This is a genomic window from Paenibacillus oryzisoli, assembly GCF_050467285.1.
GTDB classification, from domain to species: Bacteria; Bacillota; Bacilli; order Paenibacillales; family NBRC-103111; genus Paenibacillus_E; species Paenibacillus_E oryzisoli_A.
The window spans coordinates 481,821-506,108 of record NZ_JBCMUN010000007.1 but is presented as its reverse complement, the minus strand read 5'-3'; the positions used below and the strand labels follow the sequence as shown (position 1 = coordinate 506,108).

The 24,288-nt window shown below is 46.7% G+C and carries 15 protein-coding genes; all 15 read left to right on the top strand.

Annotation, left to right across the window (positions count from 1 at the left end; genetic code table 11):
- Nucleotides 1-17: 17 nt before the first annotated feature.
- The 15 genes from ABE504_RS14475 to ABE504_RS14405 all read left to right on the top strand — a co-directional run bounded on the left by ABE504_RS14475 (nucleotide 18) and on the right by ABE504_RS14405 (nucleotide 24,131).
- Nucleotides 18-1,625, top strand: coding sequence for a response regulator (locus ABE504_RS14475; RefSeq protein ID WP_430089591.1), 1,608 nt, complete (start codon nucleotides 18-20; stop codon nucleotides 1,623-1,625).
- Nucleotides 1,626-1,758: 133 nt separating this feature from the next.
- A complete protein-coding gene (locus ABE504_RS14470) occupies nucleotides 1,759-3,273 on the top strand; it encodes an ABC transporter substrate-binding protein (protein ID WP_430089588.1) in 1,515 nt (504 codons plus the stop codon).
- An 85-nt stretch (nucleotides 3,274-3,358) separates the two neighbouring features.
- The gene (locus ABE504_RS14465; RefSeq protein ID WP_430089586.1) at nucleotides 3,359-5,647 is read left to right on the top strand and encodes a glycoside hydrolase family 2 protein; all 2,289 of its coding nucleotides are present in this window, start codon (nucleotides 3,359-3,361) and stop codon (nucleotides 5,645-5,647) included.
- 28 nt (nucleotides 5,648-5,675) lie between these two features.
- A complete protein-coding gene (locus tag ABE504_RS14460; RefSeq protein WP_430089585.1) occupies nucleotides 5,676-6,608 on the top strand; it encodes an ABC transporter permease in 933 nt (310 codons plus the stop codon).
- 15 nt (nucleotides 6,609-6,623) lie between these two features.
- Nucleotides 6,624-7,514, top strand: coding sequence for a carbohydrate ABC transporter permease (locus ABE504_RS14455; protein ID WP_430089583.1), 891 nt, complete (start codon nucleotides 6,624-6,626; stop codon nucleotides 7,512-7,514).
- Between the two features lie 36 nt (nucleotides 7,515-7,550).
- The gene (locus tag ABE504_RS14450; RefSeq protein ID WP_430089581.1) at nucleotides 7,551-9,827 is read left to right on the top strand and encodes a beta-glucosidase; all 2,277 of its coding nucleotides are present in this window, start codon (nucleotides 7,551-7,553) and stop codon (nucleotides 9,825-9,827) included.
- A 108-nt stretch (nucleotides 9,828-9,935) separates the two neighbouring features.
- A complete protein-coding gene (locus ABE504_RS14445) occupies nucleotides 9,936-10,511 on the top strand; it encodes a hypothetical protein (RefSeq protein ID WP_430089579.1) in 576 nt (191 codons plus the stop codon).
- A gap of 781 nt (nucleotides 10,512-11,292) precedes the next feature.
- Nucleotides 11,293-13,881: a DUF7594 domain-containing protein gene (locus tag ABE504_RS14440; RefSeq protein ID WP_430089577.1), complete on the top strand. Its 2,589-nt coding sequence runs from the start codon at nucleotides 11,293-11,295 to the stop codon at nucleotides 13,879-13,881.
- Nucleotides 13,882-13,955: 74 nt separating this feature from the next.
- Nucleotides 13,956-15,038: a peptidylprolyl isomerase gene (locus ABE504_RS14435; protein ID WP_430089574.1), complete on the top strand. Its 1,083-nt coding sequence runs from the start codon at nucleotides 13,956-13,958 to the stop codon at nucleotides 15,036-15,038.
- A gap of 327 nt (nucleotides 15,039-15,365) precedes the next feature.
- Entirely contained in the window at nucleotides 15,366-16,328 is a 963-nt protein-coding gene (locus ABE504_RS14430; RefSeq protein ID WP_430089571.1) for an ABC transporter permease, read from the top strand.
- 22 nt (nucleotides 16,329-16,350) lie between these two features.
- On the top strand, nucleotides 16,351-17,229 hold the full coding sequence (locus tag ABE504_RS14425; RefSeq protein ID WP_430089569.1) for a carbohydrate ABC transporter permease: 879 nt from the start codon (nucleotides 16,351-16,353) through the stop codon (nucleotides 17,227-17,229).
- A gap of 54 nt (nucleotides 17,230-17,283) precedes the next feature.
- The gene (locus tag ABE504_RS14420; RefSeq protein ID WP_430089567.1) at nucleotides 17,284-18,909 is read left to right on the top strand and encodes an extracellular solute-binding protein; all 1,626 of its coding nucleotides are present in this window, start codon (nucleotides 17,284-17,286) and stop codon (nucleotides 18,907-18,909) included.
- Between the two features lie 130 nt (nucleotides 18,910-19,039).
- On the top strand, nucleotides 19,040-21,244 hold the full coding sequence (locus tag ABE504_RS14415) for an AraC family transcriptional regulator (protein WP_430089564.1): 2,205 nt from the start codon (nucleotides 19,040-19,042) through the stop codon (nucleotides 21,242-21,244).
- Nucleotides 21,245-21,252: 8 nt separating this feature from the next.
- Nucleotides 21,253-22,296: a glycoside hydrolase family protein gene (locus ABE504_RS14410; protein WP_430089561.1), complete on the top strand. Its 1,044-nt coding sequence runs from the start codon at nucleotides 21,253-21,255 to the stop codon at nucleotides 22,294-22,296.
- Between the two features lie 2 nt (nucleotides 22,297-22,298).
- Nucleotides 22,299-24,131 (top strand): heparinase II/III domain-containing protein, encoded by a 1,833-nt coding sequence (locus ABE504_RS14405; protein ID WP_430089558.1) that lies wholly within the window; start codon nucleotides 22,299-22,301, stop codon nucleotides 24,129-24,131.
- The last annotated feature ends 157 nt before the right edge of the window (nucleotides 24,132-24,288 follow it).

Genomic DNA, 24,288 nt, shown 5'->3' with positions numbered 1-24,288 from the left:
GCGAAGGGGGAAACATCATGCTTCAACTCCTCATTGTGGACGATGAGACTCACGCGGTTGAAGGAATTAAGTCTGGGGTCAATTGGAAAAAGCTTGGCATTTCATCCGTATTCAGCGCTTTTACGGTGAAACAAGCCAAGGAAGTATTCGACAGCGAGCGGATCGATATTATGCTTTGCGATATTGAAATGCCGCAAGCAAGTGGACTTGAACTGACAGAATGGGTGAACGAAAAGTTCCCTCAGACCTTGACCATTTTTCTAACCTGCCATGCGGATTTCAAATATGCGAAGCAAGCTCTCCAACTTGGCAGCATCGATTATATTCTTAAACCGATTCCGTTTACGGAGCTGGAGAATACGATTCAGAAAGCGATAGACAAGATTCAAAAGGATTCGGAACTTGCTCAGTTCAGTCAATACGGTCAATTCTGGTTCCAGCACCAACCGATGCTAATCGAGCGCTTCTGGATGGATCTAATTCATCAAGCGATTCCTCCTGTCGCGGAGGCGGTTCGAAATGCCGCCGCGGAGCGAAACATTCCTTATGATGAAGCGATGACGGTAATCCCCGTACTTCTGAGTGTACAAAGGTGGCATAAGACGTTAACTCTGCGTGAAGAGAAAATTATGGAATATGCGCTCAAAAACGCCGCAGAAGAATTAATGATCGGCAATAAACAGAACGGTCAAATCATCGCGCTCGACAGTGGAAGACTGCTTGCCATCTTACCGGCAGACAGCCATGCGGAATTCGAAGTGCGCTTGAAAAGCAAGTGCGAGCGCTATATTGAAGCATGCGGTCAGTACTTTTATTGTGATCTTTCTTGCTATATCGGTTCACCTGTACACGGTCAAGGCATGTACGCAATGGTTAATCAGCTTCGCGCTGCCGAGAGAAGGAATGTCGCCTACAACAATAAAGTGTTCCAAATTGCCAACTTCCATGTGGAGTCCTCTCATCACGAACTTCCCAATATGGGGGTGTGGGCAGTCATGCTGAAGGAAGGGGAGTTCACCAAAGTCCTGCAAGAAGCAACGACATATCTGGAGCAAAAGGTGCAGCAAGATCGGTTGGATGCGAACCTGCTCCAGCTTTTTTATCAAGATTTTCAGCAAATGATGTATGTGGCGCTTCAGAACAAAGGCATTCAAGCGCATCAATTGTTTAGCGATCCTGTTTCATTGACCTTTGCGGAAACAGCGACTCGTTCGGTAACGAACTTGGTTTCGTGGATGAACCATACCATAGGCAGAGCGGTGGAATGTCTAAGCAACATCGCGCAATCGGAGAGTGTCGTTCATCGGGTCATCTCTTATATTCAACGTCACATCGCAGAGGATTTGTCTCGTGAAGATATTGCGAATCACGTCTTTCTCAATCCGGATTATTTGACGCGCATCTTTAAGAAAGAGACGGGATTGGCCATCTCCGACTATCTCTTTCAGGAGAGACTTAAACTTGCGCAGGAGCTGCTCATCAAAACCGAAATGCCGATCAGTGCCGTTGCCTCGCATGTTGGCTATGCGAATTTCTCACATTTCTCCCGCATGTTTAAGAAACATACGGACATGAACCCTAATGAATACCGTCAACAATATCAGCAAGGAGAGCCATCCGTGTAGTCGGCAAATGCATAATGAAAAGTCGTGAACGGAGCAGAGAGCGGGTGAACGAGAAGGTAGAATAAAGATATCGCCGATGAATCCCTAGTAACGATTCTGAAAGCGAGCAACAAAATGAAAATGGGGGAAAACCATGAGAAAAAGCATAAAGTCGGCAAGCGCGCTGATCCTTGGGTCGATGCTCATCCTAAGCGCATGCGGGAGCAATAACGCCAGCAGCACGAGCACGCCTTCCACAGGAGATGCCTCTTCGAAACCTGCGGAGAAGACGACGGAGTTGAATGTAGCGTTCCCGGTCATCGGAACGATTCCGAAGGATATGTCGCTTGTCCAGGATGCGGTTAACAAAATCACGCAGCAGAAAATTAATGCGACAGTGAAACTAACCCCGATTAGTTATGGAAACTGGGATCAACAATTGAACCTGATGCTGAGCAGTAATGAGAAACTGGATCTCATGATTGTCGGGAACAATAATTACAGCAGCTTGGTTGTGAAAGGGCAAATTGTTCCGATGGATAAGCTTCTGGAGGAGCATGGCCAAGGCATAACGAAAGTGCTGGATCCTTCCTACTTAAACGCTACTAAAATTAACGGCTCGATCTATGCGATTCCAACGATTCGGGATTTTGCATCAAGTCAAGGGATAACGATGCGGAAGGACCTCGTCGACAAGTATCATATCGATGTCAATAACATCCATACGCTCGACGATGTTGAAGCAGTACTGAAGACGATAAAAGCGAATGAGCCGAATATGACGCCGCTGATTCCAGGCAATATTGGGGTTTCCATTCTCGACAGGTACCGCACGTATGACGATCTCGGGGATTCGCTGGGTGTGCTGCCGAATTATGATAATAACTTGAAAGTCGTTAATTTATACGAATCTCAGGAATATGCAGAGCTTCTTAAGAAGATCAGAGGCTGGTACAATTCGGGACTGATTTTGAAAGATGCAGCAACGAACAAAACTTCGCAGTATGATTTTATCAAGTCGAATCGGGCTTTCGCCTATTTGGCTAATATGAAATTAGGCTTCGAGCAATCGGAATCGACCGCTGCCGGAACGCCATTGGTGACAGCAACCTTGGTACAACCTGTATCAAGAACAGCAAGCGTGATCAATGTTATGTGGGGGATTCCAATCAATTCTAAGGCGCAAGAAAAAGCGATGGATTTCCTGAACCTGTTGTATACGGATAAAGACATCGTGAACCTGTTCAACTGGGGGATCGAAGGGCAGCATTACGTAGTGAAATCCGAGAATGTAATCGACTTCCCACAAGGCGTCGATGCGAAAACGTCGGGCTATAACCTGAATATGGGCTATTTATTCGGCAACCAATTCTTGTCTTATGTATTTAACGGCAATGATCCGAAGATTTGGACCAATATGGACCAATTCAACAAATCAGCGTTAAAATCCAAGGCGCTGGGCTTTACGTTTGATGCAAGCGCCGTCAAGACCGAATATGCCGCGGTGGCGAGCGTCGTTACCCAGTATAAGCTGCCGCTGGAAACAGGCAGCGTTGACCCGGAGAAGACGCTGCCGGAGTTCATCGCGAAGCTGAAATCCGCCGGTATCGATAAAATTATTGCAGAGAAACAAAAGCAACTGGATGCATGGGCGAAAAGCAGCAAATAAGCCATCGTTATCGGGTGCCCGTCAACTTGCAGGTTGAACGGGCATTTTTTTTACGTAATTTTCCTATAGAAAAGGGGATATCCACATGTATAAATCGAGCCTGCTCAATGATTGCTGGTTGTTCACCAAAGAAAATGATCCTGCTTATGCGAGTGAGAAACTGAAAGAATGGCAAATGGTCACGCTGCCGCATACTTGGAATGATAAGGACGGTCAAGGCGGTGATGAGCCGTACTACCGCGGCGCGTGTTGGTATCAAAGAAAGCTGGAGATGGATGAGCAAGCGTTGAGCAAGCGCTATTATCTGGAGATCGGAGCGGCGGGTAATATCGGTCATGTGTATATCAATGGCCAGCTTGCGGGGGCGAGCCGCTGTGGCTATGCGATGTTCCGTGTGGCTTTGAATCCGTATTTAAAGGCCGGCGACAATCTGATCTCGATTCAGGTTGATAACCGCTATGATAATGAGGTTTATCCGCTGCTGGCCGATTTTACCTTCTTCGGAGGGCTTTACCGAGATGTCAGGCTGTTAGTGATGGATGACATTCACTTCGACGTGATGGACAACGGACGCGACGGCGTCTATCTTACTCAGAGCGCTCTCGGTGAAGGGAGCTTTCAGCTCGAGGTTCAGGGGCGGGTTGTGAATGAATCTTCTCGTCCAGCACAAGGATCCGTCGAGGTGCAGCTCAAGGATCGCGAGGGAACTACGGTTTGGCAAGAGGGCAGGATGCTGGCCCTATCAACGGATGCGGAGTTTGCCTTTACGGGAGAGATTAGCAATCCAGTACTTTGGAACGGCGTAGAACAGCCTTATTTATATACGGCATTCATTTCTATTAAAGTGGAAGGACAAGTGCTGGATTCGCGTCAAATCGACATCGGTTTCCGCACAGTCGAGTTGTCATCCGAACGCGGGGTGATTCTGAACGGTCATCCTGTCAAAATCAATGGCGTCTGTCGACATCAGGATTTCGGGGGCGTCGGCAATGCGATCACCCAAGCGCACATGGACCTGGATATGGAACTCATCCGAGAGGTAGGGGCCAACAGCATCAGGCTCGCGCACTATCAGCATGATGACTATTTCTACAGCCTGTGTGATCGATATGGGCTCCTGGTGTGGGCTGAAATTCCGTACATCAGCATTCCGTCCACGAAAGATTTAGAGAGCCGTAACGCGGCTGAACAGTTAGAGCGACTGATCAAGCAGGCGTATAATCACAGCTCCATCTATTGCTGGGGCGTTCAGAACGAAATCACGATCGCTGTGGAAACAGACAATACGTATCGGACGATCCAGAAGTTGGTCGACATGACACGGCAATTGGACCGAAGCCGCTTCGTCGTTCAGGCGAATATTAACGGCGTAGCGGATGATAGCATCATGAATAGTTTTACGGATCTCGTTGGCTATAATCTCTATTACGGTTGGTATTATGGTGAGATGAAAGATCTGGGTACGAGACTGGATGATTTTCATCGAACAAGACCTAACGTTCCCGTGCTCGTTTCCGAATATGGCGTGGACACCAACCCGATCTATCACGCCTATACGCCGAAAGTTCAGGATTACACAGAAGAATATCAGTTGATGTTCCATCATAACGCGCTCCAAACGTTTCAAGAGCGGCCTTATGTGCTGGGCGGGTATGTGTGGAACATGTTCGACTTCGGAAGTGCCAACCGGAATGAAGGCGGGGAGAAGGGGAAAAATCTGAAAGGGCTCGTGACCATCGATCGAACCTTGAAAAAGGATGCCTTCTATTTGTGTAAGGCGTATTGGTCCAAGGCTCCATTTGTTCACTTGGCTGGACGCCGATTCGTCCACAGACATGAGCAACAAAATGACCTTATCGTTGTATCGAATATGGACCATATCCTCGTATATCACAATGATGAGCTGCTCACGGAGCTGAGAGGCAGTGAGCGCGTGTTTGAACTGAAAGGAGTTACGCTAGTTCAAGGCGAAAACCGCATTCGCGTAGAGGGGATTCAAGAAAATGCTGTGGTGCATTGCGATGAAATGGTCTTGATCCCTGTCAAGGAAGCTGATCAAAGCTACATTCACGTAAAGCCAGAAAAAACGAAGCATGTGGTCAATTGGTTTGAGAACTTTGACTTGTCCGGAGATGGGCAGATCGAACTCAAGGACGGCTGCTTTTCCATCTATGATACCATTGAGGATCTCTATACCAGAGACGAAGCGAAAGCGGTATTTCTCAAGTATTTTGGGCATACGACCAACAATCCGTTCTTTGAGGTGACCAAAGGCGTGATGTCGATTGAAAAAATGTCGCAGCTCGCTTTTTACGAAATTCCACCGGAATTATTGTCGGTTATCCAAAAGGAATTAAACATCATTCGGAAATAACTTGCCGAAACAGAAAGGGGAAACAAGAATGAAAAAGCATACGCAGAGCTTGGCGGTGAAGCGAATATGGAAGTATAGTCCGCTCTACCTTATGATGCTGCCCGGGCTTGCCTATTTGTTAATTAACAACTATTTGCCAATGTTCGGACTTGTCATTGCTTTCAAAGACATTAATTTTGCGAAAGGCATCTGGGGAAGCGATTGGGTCGGATTTCAGAACTTTCAATTTCTCTTCCAAACGTCCGACGCCTACATCATTACACGGAATACGATTTTATACAACGCGGCCTTTATCGTCATTGGGCTTGTCGTTGCTGTCGCTTTCGCTATTCTACTAAATGAAATCAAAAGTAAATTTGCATCAAGATTGTATCAAAGTCTTATTATTTTACCTTTCTTGATTTCCATGGTTTTGGTTAGTTATTTAGTTTTTTCGATGCTTAGCATGGAAAGCGGGTTTATGAACAAAACGCTACTGCCGCTGCTTGGCATTGATCCGATCTCTTGGTACAACGAGCCGAAATACTGGCCTGTCATTCTAACCTTGGTCCACACCTGGAAAGGGGCCGGCTATGCTTGTATTATCTACCTGGCAGCCATTATCGGCATTGACACGGAGTATTACGAAGCTGCGACGCTGGACGGGGCATCCAAATGGCATCAAATTCGCTTGATCACGATTCCGCTAATTACACCTGTAATCATCATGCTGACACTCCTGCAGATCGGCCGCATTTTCTACTCGGACTTTGGTCTGTTCTATCAAGTGCCGATGAACGCTGGTGCCTTATTCGATACGACAAACGTTATCGATACGTATGTCTTCCGCGGGCTGCTGCAGCTGGGCAATATCGGCATGTCTTCGGCGGCAGGCTTCTACCAGTCGCTGGTCGGATTCGTGCTAGTTATTGTATCCAATTATGTTGTACGAAAAATAAATAAAGAAAATGCTTTGTTCTAAGGGGGATCAATCACCATGCATAAAGAAAATCAAGGTTGGCAATGGGCAGCCCACATCGTGATGATCTTATTTTCACTTACGTGCTTGCTTCCGTTTGCGCTGCTCGTTATGTCTTCGATTACAGACGAGACTACCATATTGCAAAACGGCTATTCATTTTTTCCTAAACAGTTCAGTTTAACGGCCTATCAATATCTGTGGGAGCAATCCTCGCTTATTTTTAACGCCTATGGGATTACGTTTCTCATCACGATCGTTGGAACTGTGGCAAGTCTAGCGATCACGTCGATGCTTGCCTATCCGTTATCCCGTCGGGATTTGCCGGGCGGCACCTTCTTCGCCTTCGTCTTGTTTTTCACACTGTTGTTTAACGGCGGCCTTGTTCCAACCTATTTGGTTTACACGCAGCTGCTGGATATGAAAAATACACTTTGGGCGCTCATTGTTCCGGGGCTGCTGATGAACGGCTTCAATGTCCTTCTCATGCGGACGTTCTTCATGACGACGGTCCCCGTGCCGGTATTGGAATCAGCGAGTATCGACGGGGCAACGGAATTCAAAATGTATTATAAAATCGTACTGCCTCTCTCGCTTCCAATTCTGGCTACGGTCGGTTTATTCCAGGGTTTGGCGTACTGGAACGATTGGAACAACGGTTTGATCTATGTGACAGATCCTAAATTGTTCAGCCTGCAAAATGTGCTCAACCGTATAATGAGCGACATTCAGTTCCTTGCTAGTAATGGTGATCTAGGGGCAAGCGCAGGAGCGAAAGTCGCCCAACTGCCTAGTGAGACGTTCCGTATGGCCATTGCGGTGATTGCCGTTATTCCGATCCTCATTGCGTACCCGTTTTTCCAAAAGTATTTCGTAAAGGGTATGACGATTGGGGCAGTAAAAGGTTGATACGATGTTTTGGAGAATGGAAAGGGGAATGTACAGATGAAACGCGATTTAAAAGGTATCATAGCCGAAATGACTTTGGAGGAAAAAGCCGGGCTTTGCTCTGGCCTTGACTTCTGGCATACCAAAGGCATTGAGAGGTTGGGGATTCCCTCGATGATGATGACGGACGGGCCTCACGGTCTTCGAAAACAACGTGCTTCCGCCGATCACTTAGGGCTCTTCGACAGTGTACCGTCCACCTGCTTCCCCTCCGCAGCAGGGCTAGCCACTTCTTGGGATAGAGAACTTCTACGCAAGGTAGGCGTTGCGCTAGGCGAGGAGTGTCAGGCGGAGGAAGTGGGGGTTCTGCTTGGGCCCGGCGCGAATATCAAAAGATCTCCGCTATGTGGGCGAAACTTTGAATATTTCTCGGAGGATCCGTTGTTGTCATCGGAGATGGCAGCGGCGCACATCCAAGGCGTGCAAAGCCAAGGTGTGGGAACATCCTTAAAGCATTTTGCCGCGAATAACCAGGAGCACCGCCGAATGTCGACGAACGCGGTAGTTGATGAGCGCACGCTGCGAGAGATCTACTTGGCAAGCTTTGAGGGAGCCGTCAAACAAGGTCAGCCATGGACCGTGATGTGCGCTTATAACAAGCTCAATGGAGAGTTTTGCGCAGAGAACGAACGACTGCTCACGGATATTTTGAAGGAGGAATGGGGGCACGAGGGCTTCGTCGTTTCCGATTGGGGGGCGGTGAATGAGAGAGCCGATGGCCTAGGGGCTGGACTTGAGTTGGAGATGCCATCCTCCGCGGGTGCAGGCGATCAGAAGATTGTCGAAGCGGTTAGAAGCGGGCGGCTTTCCGAAGAGAAACTGGATGCGGCTGTAGAGCGGCTATTACATGTCATTTTTCAAGCCGTAGATCAAAGAAAGCAGGGCGCAACCTATGATGTAGAGGCACATCATCAGCTCGCTAGAGAAGTTGCTCGGGAAAGCATGGTTTTGCTGAAAAATGAGAACAACCTTCTCCCGCTGGCCAAGGAAGGACGCATCGCCATCGTGGGGGGGTTGGCCAGACAGCCTCGATACCAAGGCGGCGGGAGCTCGCATATCAAGCCGACAAAGTTAGACGACATGGTCGAGGAGTTATCCAAGTCTGCGGGGAATCAGGCCATGATTACGTATGCGCAGGGCTACACGCTGGATAGTGATGGTACAGATGAGGCGTTAATTGATGAAGCGGCCCATGCTGCTAGGGAATCCGATGTAACGGTTATTTTCGCGGGATTACCCGAGGCTTATGAGTCGGAAGGCTTTGACCGCACGCATATGCGTATTCCGGACAACCAGATCAAGGTGATTGAAGCCGTCACAGCGGTACAGAGCCGCGTTGTGGTCGTCCTCAGTAATGGTGCTCCGATTGAAATGCCTTGGCTGAGCAGCGTTAGCGGAGTCTTGGAGGCATATTTAGGGGGCCAGGCGATGGGCGGCGCCATTGCTGATCTTTTGTTTGGCGATGCCAATCCGTGCGGGAAGCTGGCGGAGACTTTCCCTGTGCAGCTTAGTGACAATCCGTCTTACCTCTATTTTCCTGGGGATGGAGATACCGTGACGTACAATGAAGGCATTTATGTGGGTTATCGCTATTATGATACAAAGAAGCTGCCTCCCCTATTTCCATTCGGACATGGCTTAAGCTATACGCAATTTGAATACTCCGATATAATGGTTGATCGCACATCGATCCAAGACAGTGACGAAATGATCGTTTCCGTTACAGTGAAGAACAGTGGCACACGTGCAGGGAAGGAAATTGTTCAATTATATGTTCGCGATGTGGCAAGCAGCGTATCTCGTCCGGATAAGGAACTCAAAGGCTTTGTAAAGGTCAGCCTCGAGCCAGGTGAAGAAAAGCAAGTGACGTTTACTTTAGACAACAGGGCCTTTGCCTATTACCATGTTAGACGTCAAGATTGGGTTGTCGAAACAGGAGAATTTCAAATTCTTATTGGACAATCTGCGGCGGACATCGTCTTGAAGGAAACCGTTCATGTGACATCCTCCGTCGTCATACAGCCAACATTTACGCGAAATTCAACCGTTGGTGATGTCCTGGAGCATTCCGAGTTGGCGCCAGTTATTATGGAGCTTGTGAAGCATTCACCGTTCGGCAATTCTCCTGCAGATGGAGAAGCGGATGGTTTGAGCTCGGAGATGATGGCAGCTTTTCTTAAATATTTGCCGCTTCGAGGACTGGCTGCCTTTAGTGGAGGCGCATTGACCGAAGAGATGTTAGATGCGGCTGTTCATAAGCTTAATAAGAAATAGTTGGTTCTATTAAGCGATTATTTTGCGATTATTGTGCATATTTCCATACCTGCAACTTGAAACAATTGGTAACGGGAGCGCGTCTATACGTGTAAAGGGGGCGCTGCCGTGAGGAAAAGAATGATTGTCCTGCTGATGACTTTTCTAGTTTCAAGTATCCTGGTGCTCTACCTTCCTTCGAGGGTGCAAGCTTGTTCGTGTGCGCTTCCTTCTAGCGTGGAGGATCAGCTCAGCCGTTCGGAGGCCGTTTTTGCGGGCCGCGTCCTGGGGGTGAAAGAGCAAAGATTTCTGAACGGAGGCATGGCGAAAGCTGTGCGCTTTGAAGTTAGCCGCGTCTGGAAAGGGGAGGCTGTGTCGGAAATCATCATTCATACGGGAAGCGGCGGCGGTGATTGTGGATTTGATTTTGAAGAGGGAAAGGACTATCTCGTCTATTCACATCCATCGACCATGTATGGGGACAAAGAACTGCTAGTCACGATCATTTGCGATCGGACCAAACCGCTGAGTCAAGCGCAGGAAGATCTGGCTGTATTAGGTGAGGGCGGCCTTCCGTCAAAACAAGTAAATCTGGCATGGGAATATTTCCAATTAAATCCCTTTAGTCGGACAGTGCTCATTGGAGCTGTGGTGGTTGTGATCGGCGGGGCGGTTATCTGGATTCGCAAAAAGAAGAGAATGTGAAAAGCGTGCCGCGCGGGCACGCTTTTTTTTGTGCGGTTAGATGCGTTTGACGACTTTGTCGATCAGCTCGTACGCTTTGGCGCCTTCTGCGTCGAGGATATAATCGCGGTGGTGTCGCGCTCGGCAGGCCAACTCCAATTTGTGTTATATTTCGCTTCAAATTGATATTGAAGAGTCTGTAAGCTGCCTATTATGATTACGTCAGGGGCTGAAAGCGTTACCATAGCGCCAATTCAAATACGGATTGTCTGAGGTGAAAGGAAGTTGTATACAGACATTATAAAAGGAAGAACAGTTCCGGCTCTTGTTGCAAAGGAGAAATCGATTTAAGGAAAAGCTGATTGGCTTTACCGCGCCTATTGTACTAGCCCTCATGATTAATGAAGTATCACATCGCTGGTTTAAGAAAGCAATTAGTTATATGCCGCACTTTCTTTCCTGGATTGTGATTTCAGGGTTACTCATCGAGTTTCTATGGCCTAGTCGAGGTCCTGTGAAGAGCCGTATCTGAGCGGCCATAGGGGAAGCAAATAAATATCAGTGAAATATTCTTATTGATTCCATTTTTTGACCATTTCTCTGGCTTTCACATCTGGTTTTCGCGGGTAATTGTAGCTTGTAGTATCCCTAAAGAAATACATGAATTATTTCGTAGAGGGCTAAGGAAGGTATTTTGTACATACTTCTCCTTAATTTTCTACTTAATAAATATTTATTGAAAAGAGGAGGTGTAAGTTTAATATTCAAAGGCTAAACAAAAAAACATAGTGAGGTGGAAAGTATGGTATTTACTTATGTAAACAAACGAATCATATCCATTACGGTCATCGGTCTATTGCTCCTCAGTATCATTTCTGCTTTGCTTCCGTATCAGGCAAGTGCTGCAGGTACAACGTACTATGTCGATTCTATAAGCGGGAACGATAGCAACAGTGGAACAAGCACTGGCTCACCTTGGAAAACATTAAGTAAGGTGAACGGAACTACCTTTGCTGCTGGAGATAAGATCTTGTTTAAAGCGGGAAGCATATGGACTGGACAGTTGTGGCCTAAAGGCTCGGGTGTAAGCGGTAACCCGATCATTATCGATCAGTACGGAACGGGAAACAAACCGGTCATTAATGGGGCTGGGACATCCTATCCCGTCTTTGTTTCAGGCGCGGTCATGTTATTTGACCAAGAGTTCTGGGAGATTAATAATTTGGAGGTAACAAATAACAGCAGTACCATTACATCGGCAAGGGCTGGTATTCTTGTCTTCAATGGCGGGACGGGTAATAAGAATCATATCTATGTTAAAAATAGTTATGTTCATGATGTGAATTCGGATCCTAATGGGCTCAAAATTACCGGAGGAATCATAGTCTACGGTGAGAATAAAGATGTAAATGGCAATACGACTGTTGGTGGGAAAGGGTTCAACGACGTTTTAGTTGAAAATAATCATGTTGCGAACGTTACTAAGGAAGGGATTAGAACAGCTACCGGAGCAACTGATAAGAATAATACAAATATCATCTTTAGGGGCAACTTTGTTGAAGAAGTTTTTGGGGATGGCATGGTATTGAGTGGGATGATATCAGGCGGGGTGATGGAATATAATACGATTAAGAACCATAGTAAAACGAATTCTGCCAACTACGCCGGATTATGGACATATTATTCGAATGGAACAGTAGTTCAATACAATGAAGTATACGGGGGATCAGGAGGATCTAACGACGGAGAAGCATTTGATTCGGACAACAGCACAAATGGGGATATATTCCAATACAATTACAGTCATAATAATTCAGGTGGTGTCATGCTGATTATGCCAAGTGCGAGTAACCTTGCATTCAGGTATAACATAAGTGAGAATGATGGCTTTAGATCGGGGCAAGGGATTTTCCATGCTACTTCTACGAATAGTTCAAATAAAATCTATAACAATACAATCTATGTTGGTTCTGGCATCACTACCTATGTCTTTGATCAGTCGTCACCTGCGAGTACTCTCGTTAATTTTTATAATAATATCATTAAAGTAGATGGAACGATTACGGCATTTTCGAAAAATATAACATGGAGCTCAGGAACAGATTTCAGAAATAACCTCTTCTACCCTGCTACCATTGATGATGTTAATGGTCCTCCATCCCATCCGGGACTGGTTACGGCGAATCCGATGCTTTCGAATCCAGGCGCTGGAGTATCAAATATTAACATGACCGATCCGAATAGATTGCCGGGCTACAAGCTGCAAGCTAGTTCTCCAGCCATTAATGCCGGAATCTCGATTTCCGGAAACGGCGGCAAAGACTTCTATGGAAACCCTGTATACAACGGTTCGCCTGATATCGGAGCCTACGAGTTTCAAGGATCTTCGAGTTCGTCGCTTGCATTTAATCCCATAGCAGATGCTTACGTCAGAGACGGAAGCTATGCAAGCACGAATTTTGGAACCGCTTCAACGCTCATCGTAAAATCGGATGCAAGCGGCTATGCAAGAAAAGCCTATGCCAAATTCAACTATTCGACATTCAGCGGCTCCAGTGCTTCTTCGGCTAAAGTTCGCCTCAACGTGAGTTCGGCAAATGCAGATGCAACGAGAACGATCAAGGTTTATGGAACAACGGACGAATCGTGGACGGAAACTGGGATAACGTGGAATAATGCTCCTGCGGGGACGACATATATCGGCAGTATCAATGTAAGTAATGCTGCGGGACAGTGGTACGAACTCGATGTGACCAGTTATATCAACAGCCAAATGTCCGACAAGCAAGTATCCTTCCTGTTTGTGAACGAAGGCGCTAACAGTTCAGGAGGCGGCGTTGATTTCGCTAGCCGTGAGGCGTCGGTTAATAAGCCGGAACTTGTCTTAACGCCTCCACCTGGATATAACCCGACAGCAGACGCTTATGTCAGAGACGGAATCTATTCGAACTCCAACTTTGGAACCGAAACAACACTAATAGTGAAGTCCGACGCAAGCGGCTATGCAAGAAAAGCCTATGCCAAATTCAACTATTCGACATTCAGCGGCTCCAGTGCTTCTTCCGCTAAAGTTCGCCTCAACGTGAGTTCGGCAAATGCAGATGCAACGAGAACGATCAAGGTTTATGGAACAACGGACGAATCGTGGACGGAAACTGGGATAACGTGGAATAATGCTCCTGCGGGGACGACATATATCGGCAGCATCAATGTAAGTAATGCTGCGGGGCAGTGGTACGAACTCGATGTGACCAGCTATATCAACAGCCAAATGTCAGACAAGCAAGTATCCTTCCTGTTTGTGAACGAAGGCGCTAACAGTTCAGGAGGCGGCGTTGATTTCGCTAGCCGTGAGGCGGCGGGTAATAAGCCGGAACTTGTCTTAAATTAATAATACAAACCAATCGAGACATTGTTGTTGTCGTGTTTCGATTGGTTTTACCTTTTATGTTAGGAGGTGTAGATTTGACGAAAAAATCGAAGCTGATTATAGGCTTGTTGTTAATGTTTGCATGCCTGACTATGATTTGGTTGATGGAAACACGTGACACTGCATCAATTGATCCGAATTCCGTTGTCATGACTATTCATGGCGAGAAGGTGTCAATGGGGGAATTTCAGTTTTTCTTAAATGACTCGGTTGCTAATGTATTTGGATATTTCCATGAAAAATATGGGGCGAAAGATAGTAAGACTTTTTGGACGAGAAGCTTCCAAGGCGAAATCCCACTTGATATCGCCAAGCAGCAAACGGTGGAAAAACTGAAAGTCATTAAGGCCGAGCAAATCCTGATGAAACAAAAAGGTCTGCTAGATGATATTAGCTACGAGGCTTTCCTCCATAGGTTAAACGAAGAAAACAAGCGAAGAAGTGAAGCCGTAACCAAAGGAGAAGTGATCTATGGTCCACGGCAATTAAATGAGAAGGAATACTTCAACTATTTTCACAGCAATATGATGATTCGCCTTCAGGAGTGGTATGACAAAAATGAAGGTCAAGTCACGGAGGAAGCTCTTAAACAAACGTATGAAAATTGGAAAACTACAGCTCCTAACGATTTGAAGCAGCCTGATTATATACAAACACAACTTATTAAAGTGCCGTATGGGGATGTAGAAGGAAAACAATCCCCACTAACCAAAGATCAAGCGAAAGAAATCGCTTCAAAAATTCATGATGAAATTGGGAAAGGCGCAAATGTAGAATCTGTAATAAGCTCCTATTCCTCCTATGCGGAGGTCAAAAGTAGAATGTTTGACGGAACGACATATCGCCTTGACAACAATGAGAGTGAGGAATGGCTGTTCTTCGAAGTTAATTCGTTGGAGAAGGGGGAAATAAGCGGGCTGATCGAACAACCCGAGTTCTTTATTGTCATCAAGTGCAACGATCGTAAGCCCGGGGATTACATCAGCATCGAAGACTCAAAATCGATGTTAAGAACAAAATATTTGGAAGAGAAGCAGCAGCACGCTATAGATCAATTGGTTGCAAGCGCAATGGTTGAAATCATTCCCAATATATACGCTAATATTAACGTGAAATAAGAAGGAATGAACGAACGATTCCAACAAGCAAGAGTTGCAGTTCGAGACAACAACATAATCGATTGACCCTAACAAACACGCGACTGAATGGAACGCTTTGAGCGCTCAGGACAGTTGCGTTTTTCCGTTTAGAAATACCACTAAATCGTGATATTTCCCCAATTTGTGATATTTCTCAAAGGGTTGTGAGGTGAACCCCAATTCGTGTTATTTTTTGCTTCATATTGATATTGAACGCCTAAGAAGCTGACGATTATGATTACATCAAGAGTTGAAAACGTTATCATAACATCGACTCAAATACAGATGATCTGAGGTGAAGGGGAGTTGAACACGAATCTTACAATAAGAAAAACGACGACGGCTCTACTTGCAAGTGCAAAGAAGACATCCCTCTGGGGACAATATTGGGAAAATAAATACTTATTCATCATGTTGATTCCCGTTCTTCTTTATTATGCCATATTTCATTATGGGCCTATGTACGGTGTGCTGATTGCCTTTCAAGATTATAAGCTTCTGCTTGGCGTATCGGGAAGTCCTTGGGTCGGGCTAGCCAATTTCAAAGAATTGTTCGCGGGTGACTATTTTCTCAGTGTGTTGGGGAATACGCTAGTCATTAATTTCTATAAGCTGCTGATTGGCTTTACCGCGCCTATTATACTTGCCCTAATGATAAATGAAGTGTCGCATCGCTGGTTTAAGAAAGCTGTCCAGACGATCAGTTACATGCCGCACTTTCTGTCCTGGATCGTGCTTTCTGGGCTGATTATCGAGTTCCTATCACCGAGCCGTGGTCCCGTGAACATTGTACTGAGTTACTTCGGATTTGAGCCCATCTTCTTTATAACAGAGCCGCAATGGTTCCGTAGTATACTGGTCAGTTCGGACATATGGCGGAATATCGGGTTCTCCACGATCATCTTTCTAGCTGCAATTGCCGGGATTAATCCCGAAATGTATGAATCGGCGGAAGTAGATGGGATCAACAGACTGCAGCGCATTTGGTACATTACGTTACCTTCGATGGCGCCGGTTATCGTGATTATGCTCATTTTAGCAACAGGATCCATCATTAACGATGACTTCGAACAAGTATTCAACTTGCTCAACGCGAAAGTGCTGGATGTAGGTGAAGTGTTATCGACCTATACCTATAAAGAAGGCTTGACCAAGATGAATTTCAGCTATGCAGCCGCGGTCGGCTTGTTCAAGAATGTGGTGGCGCTCGTTCTGGTACTATCAGCCAATCAGTTGGCGAAGCGCTTCACGGACGAAAGCATCATCTGACAGAGGTTGAAAGGGGAAAGTCATGAGAATCCGATTATCTAGATTTGACCGCGTATTCGTGGCCTGTATTTACATCGTGTTAACGATGTTTACGATCTCATTTTTGCTGCCACTCATGCAGGTGGTCACGATTTCGGTGAGCCCGCCCGAGGTGGTGAATAAGTATGGGTTTCATTTTATACCGACGAAGTTCGACTTCAGCGGATATAAGGGTGTTTTTGAAAATAGTTCGATCTGGGTGGCGTACAAAAATACGATTGTTCGAACCGTATTAGCGACAACACTAACCATCTTATTGACGTTTATGGGGGCATATCCGCTAGCAAAAAAACAATTGCCCCACCGCAAGTTCTGGACCTTGTTCATTGTGTTGACGATGTTTTTCTCAGGCGGACTGATCCCTTCGTATTTGCTGATAAAAGACTTGGGCATGATGAATACGATTTGGGCGCTTATTTTGCCAGGTGCGATCAGCACTTACATGTTGTTGGTTACACGCAGTTTCTTAGCTGCTCTGCCGGAAAGCTTAGAAGAAGCAGCGAAAATAGATGGCGCCAATGAGATGTTCATTTTATTTCGCATCGTACTGCCGCTGTCTATGCCGATTATCGCAACAGTTGGTTTGTATGCTGCCGTGTATAACTGGAATGCGTGGTTCGACAGTATGATTTACATTCAGGATGCGAAGAAACAAGTGCTGCAGTTAGTGCTGAGGAACATTTTAATTACGGGAAGCGATCCGTTGATCGAGCAGATGACAGGTGGCAATCGCCAGGTCATTAATACTGAAACGCTGAAGATGGCGGTGCTTGTAGTCGCAATTTTCCCTATTCTGTGTGTGTACCCGTTCCTGCAAAAGTATTTCATCCAAGGTGCCTTGATTGGATCCGTCAAAGGTTAGTCTCTGGTTCATTAACCAGGTTAACATAGTATAATCATATTAGGGGGAATTCATATGAAAATGGGTAAAGCGACGTCGTTACTCTTACTTTCTACGATGACGACAATCTTGATCTCCGGCTGCGCCAGCGATAAAGCGGAGGACAAGCCGGCTGCAAGTAATGGAGCTACGCCGGCAACAATTGCAAGCCAAGGGCCAGTCACCATTGATTATTTAGCTCACAATTCCTATGCGCAAATTGCCGATGGAGCGAACAACCCAATTCAAAAGCTCGTTGAGCAAAAGTTTAATGCCAAGTTTAATATTTGGTATTTGGATGCGCAAAATCGTGAAGAAAGCTTGAACGTGAAATTGGCATCCGGTGAAATGCCCGACATTATGTCCGTGGTCGGGACGTTGAAGAAGCTGATCGATCAAAATGTCGCTGCGCCAATTGATGAAGCCTTAGTACGGAAATACGCGCCAACCTATGCGAAATTTATAGATGACAATTATAAGCAGGCTTGGGATTTTGGGAAATATAACGGCAAATTGTATGCGTTACCATCGACAAATATTAACTCCAGTTACCCTACGGCGGTCATTTGGCGGGATGATTGGTTGAAGAAAGTAGGCATTACGAAAATGCCTGAGACAATTCAAGAGGTCGAGCAAGCACTGACGAAATTCCGTAATGACGATCCGGATGGCAATGGCAAGAAAGATACGTACGGGATGTCCGACTTCGCGATTCCTGCGATCATGGGCGCTTTCGGGCGACCTGCGTGGGACGATATCAAAGCGGGTGTTAAAGAGCCTGTGAAAGCGGTTGTACCTATGATTAAAGATGGCAAGGTCGTCGTTGCCGGTATCCAACCGGAGATGAAAGATGCGCTTGCTTTACTGCAAAAATGGTACAAAGCAGGTCTGATTGATCCTGAGTTTTTAACGAGCGAGAATACGACGGGCTACTGGGCGAACTCACAGGCTTTCTTCAATAACCGAATTGGTTTAACAGGAAAAGGATTATTTGCTCACTGGCGGAACGAGGTAGATCCTAGCAATCCAAACGATCAAGGCGGCGGCCAATTCATTGAATTTAAGAAGTCGCAGCCGAATGGCACGTATGCGTTTGGAAGCGCGCCAGTCGGTCCACAGGGGAAATCGGGCACACCGCAATGGCAATCTTTCAGTAACTCCATCCTATTTACCACAAAAGGTGTGAAGGATCCGAGAAAAGTAGAAACGCTTCTCAGAATGATTGAGACTAACTATGCCGATAATGATTACTGGTTAACAATCACGCAAGGGATTAAGGACAAAGATTGGAAAGTAGACAATGGCAATTTCATGAACCTGGATGGCGATACGAAGACGCCTGCGGAAGTGAAAGGGCGGTTCATCTTTAACGTAGGGCAATCCCCTGACAATTGGATGAAGAAGAAAGATACGTTCCTTTATAAATATGCGGATAAAACGAAAGTAAAAGGCTATGAGCCGGTGCCGATGCCGTCGGTAGACGCTTTCTCGAAGAACGCGAATACATTAGGTAAGATGGAAGTTGAAGCTTATATCAAAATCATTACAGGCGAAAGCTCGGTGGATTCATTCGATGATTTCGTAAGCAAGTTCAGAAGCAGCGGTGGCGATCAAGTGGAACGTGAGTGGACGGATGCCTACAACAAAATGCTAGGGAAATAAGTCGAAAAACAGGGCAGGGGAGAAGAGATCGTGCTTCTTCCCTGTTGCTTCTCAGTGGGCACGCGCCATTGATACTCACGGATACTCGGCGTATAATTTGTGTCAACTGAGGAGTGATCATAATACCCCTATGATTAAACAGATGCAAAAGAACCAGACGCTCGTTCGGCTGTTGATATTCAATATTCTATTGGTCGTCATTATTACGGTGATTCCAACTTTAGTCTTCTACCAATATTTTGTTTCTAATTATAATAAACAATTAACGAAGTTAAATATGCAAACCGTTACCCAATTCCGCAACTTTATGGATCAGAAGGTGCTGCGGGATGTCATTGGCATCCCAAATCTCTATTTTACAGATCTCGAAAGCAGTGATCCGATCGTCTATCCGTTACAGCACGATATTCATAATGATTCTTCACGTATTTTACAGACATCCAAACGTATATTTGAAGTGAAGAATCGAGTCAGCTATCTGGACTCAATCGACATCTACTATCGTAGCAATCAAATTCTGTTCCAGGATACAAGCGTATGCTTTCTGCCTGGAACCGGTTGTACGTTAGGTTTTCGCGAAGCGTGGCTGCATGAATTTAGTCAATCAGAGAAGCTGGTGGATTGGACCCGGGTAGAGTCGGTTGAAGGAGCGGAAACGAAGAAGCTGATTACCTATATCCGCAGCATTCCTTATTTCGCGCCATCGAGTAGCCGTCTTGGCATTGTTGCCATTAATCTGGATGTCGCGGTGATCCAAGCAATGATGAAGGAGTACAATTTTGTCGGAGGCAGCCCCTTGTTGGCGGTTCGCGAGGACGGTCAGTTGATGATTGACACGCAGGAGGAGTCGACTTGGGAACAAATTGAACCGAGTGTGCGGGAAAAGTTGCTAAGCGCGGGGCAGCAGGATGGCATTATGTATGCCACTGTGAATGGGAAATCCAGCATTCTCTCTTATTCGCTTTCTGAAATGAATCATTGGCGATATGTATCTGTTGTGCCTGTAGATGCTTTCTTTGGCAAATCGATTGAAATTCGCAATTGGTTAATCGTTATTGCTAGCATGCTTCTATTCGTGAACTTGCTGGTTGCCTACTGGATGACGAGGAGAGCTTATAAGCCAATTGGCACGGAAATCGATGAATTAAAGCTGAATTTGGAGCGAAACAAGCCGATTATTCGGCATAATTATATTTTGAAATTGTTGACGGGCAGAGTCCAACTGAACGATCGGTTGCTGTCGAATGAAAGAGTGACAGGTGTTCAAATCGACCTCCCCTATTACTGCTGTTTCGTCGTGCAACTCTTGCCTCAGGACAACACTCCGTACGAGGAGGTGATGATGCAAGTGTATAATCTCGTGCAAGCGTTGGAGAGCGATATGATCAATTGTCGCCTATTTGCCGTTCAAGATGAGGATGAGCATATCTCGGGTATCATCAATTTCGACGAAACAGCTAGTATTGATGCGATTCTGGTACGTATGACGACGATCATGGACGCCCAATTGAATCGAAGTTATACGCTGAGTGTCGGTGTGACGTATGCCATTAACGACTCTGACATTTCAGATGGGTATCGCGAAGCAAAGGAAGCACTTCCTTATGCTTTTCTCTATCCAGACACCATCATGAAATATGGGGAGCTATCTATTCTGCAGCGTAAAGAGACAGGACCGATTCTCACGTATTTGCAACAGATGGAAGATCAACTGCGAGATGGCTTTGCAGAGCAGACACTCAAAACAATTCAAAGTCTCGTCGATGATCTGCGATATGGGGAGTACACAGTAGCCTTCTGTAAATCGGCACTGACGGATGTGATCGCCATTCTTCGTAAACGAATCCATGCACACGGGCAAACATCGGAAGAAATTCTCGGTTTCGACATCCAAGAGGCTTTCAAAAAGCTGCGAAGCCTCACCTTGTTTCCGGATTGGCTCGGTCCCATCGTACAGATCGTGACAGATAAAGAGCAGTTGGGCAAGTTCAAGGTAGATACGAAGCTGCAGGATAAAATTAACCAATTTATCGAAGCGAATTTGGGCAACCAGCTCTCTCTGGATCTCGTCGCTGAGCATCTCAATATTTCCTCGAACTATGTCAGTAAGCTATTTAAAACGGTCAATGGAAAAACATTTACGGAATATGTGACCGATTTGAGGTTGAAGCGGGCGCTTGTAATGCTCATGGAAGAAAGATTGCCTGTGCAGGATATTTCCTCGCAGTTGGGTTACAATTCGACCCATTATTTTATTCGTATTTTTAAAGAGAAGTATGGCCACACGCCAAAGCAATATCAGAAACTGCATGAAGGCAGACTAGACAAGGAGTAAGGGTACTCATGCTGCAAAATAAGCAAGCTTTTATAGATAAACTCCTTCCCGCGCCAAGAAAAGGCGGCTTCCGCATGGACGGTTACTGGGTTTGGTGCGGGTCTGTAGTAAAAGGGGAGGACGGCCGCTTCCATATGTTCGCTTCACGCTGGCCAAAGCACTTGCCCATGCATCCGGGCTGGCTTGTCGCATCGGAAGTTGTTCGTGCTGTAGCTGACACCCCGGAGGGGCCTTACGCTTTTCAAGAAGTGGTGCTGCCGAGCAGAGGCGCAGAATATTGGGACGGGCGAAGTACGCATAATCCGCATATTACGAAAATAGGAAATCAGTACGTCCTGTATTATATGGGTTCAACGCATCCTTTTGCTGATGTGAAGGAAGGGGAACCGTTCGGACTGGATGATCCTCGAACGATCGTCGGACGTTCGAATAAACGTGTGGGTATCGCGATTGCGAGCAGCGTGTTTGGTCCTTGGCACCGTCTAGATGCTCCGATTCAACCAACGCGTCCTGCTCGTTTTGACAGCTTCTTGACAAGCAATCCTGCACCCTGCATCCATCCGGATGGCTCGGTACTGCTGATCTACAAGGCACGTCGTTACGAAGACATCGCGCATGGCATGATGACGATTGGCGCATCACGCGCCGAACATTATCAAGGTCCTTACCGCGTGGTGCGAGAGGATCCAATTTTCCCTCCTGAGCAGTTCCATCTGGAGGATCCATTTATTTGGAGAACAGATGAAGGCTATGAATTGATCGCGAAGGATATGGAAGGGAATATATGCGGAGAAAAGCATGGAGGCATTCATGCCTATTCCGCCAATGGAACAGACTGGACGCCATTTGCTCAACCGAAGGCTTATTCACGCGAGATTCGTTGGGATGACGGTACGACGCAAGTGATGGGGAGCTTGGAGCGTCCGTTTTTGCTTTTCCAGGACGGTGAGCCTACGCATTTATTCGCAGCGACTGCAGATGGATCCGGCGGATTTGAGGCGGCGAAGGAAACGTGGAATATGGTCATTCCGTTACGGAAAGGGGACCGATGAGGATGGCTGAGAAGCCGGAATGGCGTAAATGCTTACGTGCAGAACATCCACGCTTAATGGCTACACCAGAAGATTTTGCAGCTGTTAAAATTAAGATCAACACCGACCCACGTGCCAAACAATGGTATGAGGCGATGAAGCAGCAAGCATTAGACGAACTGGATGCGCCGCGAAAGGACGACATTGCAGAAACGACGTTAGGTCGAATGACTTTGTTGGCCTTTATGTTTAAGATAGACGGCAATCCGATCTTTGCGGAATATGCTTATCGCGAGCTGTGCGAAGTAAGCGAACTGCCGACCTGGCGACCGGATTTCTTCTTGCATACGTCAGCGTTCATGATGAGCTGTGCGATCGGTTATGATTGGCTGTATGAGACGTTGACGGTTGAGCAGCGGCAAGCGATACTTTCTGCGATTATTGAGAAAGGCTTGCAGCCCGCCCGTGAGATTTATCGCCATACGCCGAACGGACCTTATGGACAAAGTGACTGGCCGCGGCGGACGAACAACTGGAACTTGGTCTGTAACGGTGGCGTCATCATGGGAGCTCTTGCGGTGGGGGAAGAAGCCCCCATGCTAGTCGATGAGGTGTTGGAAGGCGCACTTCGCTCCATGCCTGTCGCGCTTGCGAGCTTTGAGAAGGACGGAGGTTGGAATGAAGGCGTGGCTTACTGGATTTATACCTGGGTCATGCTGTCGCGTCCCTTTGCAGCGCTGGATAGTGCGCTGGGTTCTGATTTCAATGAACTTGCGCACAGCGAGGGCATTCGGGAAAGCGGATATTTCCCGATCTACATGGAAGGGCCAACCGGTTTGTATTTCAATTTTGCCGATTGCTTTACGGAGCTGAATAAACGGGATAATGAGGGCCTGGCGTGGTTGGCGACGAAGTTTGACCTGCCAGTACTTACGAAGTGGCGTGTTGGCATCATCGATCAAGGGGGACAGTCGTTGAAGAATCCGCTGGACTTATTGTGGTATCGCCCTGATCATATGGCAGAAGTGCCTAATCTTCCATTGGATAAACATTACCGGGGGATAGAAGTGGCGACGATGCGCAGCGCCTGGCAAGATCCCGAAGCGGTATTCATCGGCTTCAAAGCGGGAGATAACCAGGCCCCGCACGGTGAACTGGATATGGGGACGTTTGTCGTCGATGCGCTGGGCGAGCGGTGGATCATGGACAATGGCGAAGGCAATCGCAGATGGCCGGATTTCTGGGATATGGGCACCAACGGCAAACGGTGGACTTATTATAAGAAGCGGGCGGAAGGGCATAACACGCTCGTGATTAATCCCCGTCCGCAACATGGAGATGCGGATGCCAATCCGGATCAAGATCCGCTGGCCAAAGGAGCGATTGCACAGTTTCAAGCCAGCGCGACGGAATGCTATGCCACCATGGACCTGACAGCGGCTTATGCCCAAGCGGCGGATAAGGTCCTGCGTGAGATTGCGCTAGTCGACAATCGTCAGCACATCCGGATTCATGACGAGATTGCGTTGAAAGAAGCTGGAGACATTCTATGGTTCCTGCATATCAATAGCCAGGCTTCGGTTAAGCTCTCGGAGGCAGGGCGAATGGTGACTCTAACCATCGGGGATAAAAGCTTGCAGATACAACTGACATGCGCCGAAGAAGAGGCTGCTTTCACCGTCATGGAGGCCAAGCCTCTCCCAACATCACCAGACCCTGAGGTGCAATGGTCGTATCCGCAGTGGGAAAATCCACGTTATCAAGAAACGCATCAGCCTGTGCAAAAGTTATCGATTTGGCTCTCGAATAAACAACAGGTATCCTTAACGATCCTGATGATTCCACTAAAGAATTAAAGTTAACAGTTCCTTCTCTTACGAAGAATTGAATATCGGGTCTGTTCCACTTAGCTCGGGGAATCAGCAGTTGAAGTTCACTGTGACCGGAAAGAACAGTAGTTCAACCGATTACGATCTCGTCTTCGATTATATTAAGCTCAATAAACAATAAGAT